Annotated in this window: 2 tRNA genes and 2 rRNA genes; all 4 read left to right on the top strand. The window is 51.0% G+C overall.

Features of this window, described 5'->3' with window-relative positions:
• Window positions 1–63: ribosomal RNA gene (locus RBI05_RS19245) — 16S ribosomal RNA — on the top strand; the annotation flags it as partial.
• A 107-nt stretch (window positions 64–170) separates the two neighbouring features.
• Window positions 171–287: ribosomal RNA gene (rrf, locus tag RBI05_RS19250) — 5S ribosomal RNA — on the top strand.
• Between the two features lie 28 nt (window positions 288–315).
• Window positions 316–392, top strand: a tRNA-Ile gene (locus RBI05_RS19255).
• Window positions 393–422: 30 nt separating this feature from the next.
• A tRNA-Ala gene (locus RBI05_RS19260) sits at window positions 423–498 on the top strand.
• Window positions 499–594 lie beyond the last annotated feature (96 nt).

Raw genomic sequence — 594 nt, forward strand, 5'->3', positions numbered from 1 at the left:
ATGATTGGGGTGAAGTCGTAACAAGGTAGCCGTATCGGAAGGTGCGGCTGGATCACCTCCTTTCTATGGAGAATCGTCCTCTGCGATGAGGACATTCAAACAAGTCTTCGGTTCATCCGAAGCCACTCACTCGATTTCAGTTTTGAAAGAGTCATCTCTTTCGCATTGCGTTTGGTGGCGATGGCGGAGGGGTTCCACGCGTACCCATCCCGAACACGACCGTTAAGCCCTCCAGCGCCGATGGTACTTGGACCGAAGGGTCCTGGGAGAGTAGGACGCCGCCAAGCGCACCCTTATTGAAGGGTTGCATGATAAGGGCCTTTAGCTCAGCTGGTTAGAGCGCACCCCTGATAAGGGTGAGGTCGGTGGTTCGAGTCCACTAAGGCCCACCATCTTCATATTGCATATTTGCTTCTTTTTATGGGGCCATAGCTCAGCTGGGAGAGCGCCTGCCTTGCAAGCAGGAGGTCAGGAGTTCGATCCTCCTTGGCTCCACCAAAATTGCATCTGTTTGTATTTGATCCTTGAAAACTGGATACCGAAACGAAACATTGCGACTTAGAACATTCCTTTAAGCTGAACTTGTGTTATACA

The organism is Paenibacillus glufosinatiresistens, from assembly GCF_031470375.1.
GTDB classification, from domain to species: Bacteria; Bacillota; Bacilli; order Paenibacillales; family Paenibacillaceae; genus Paenibacillus_AQ; species Paenibacillus_AQ glufosinatiresistens.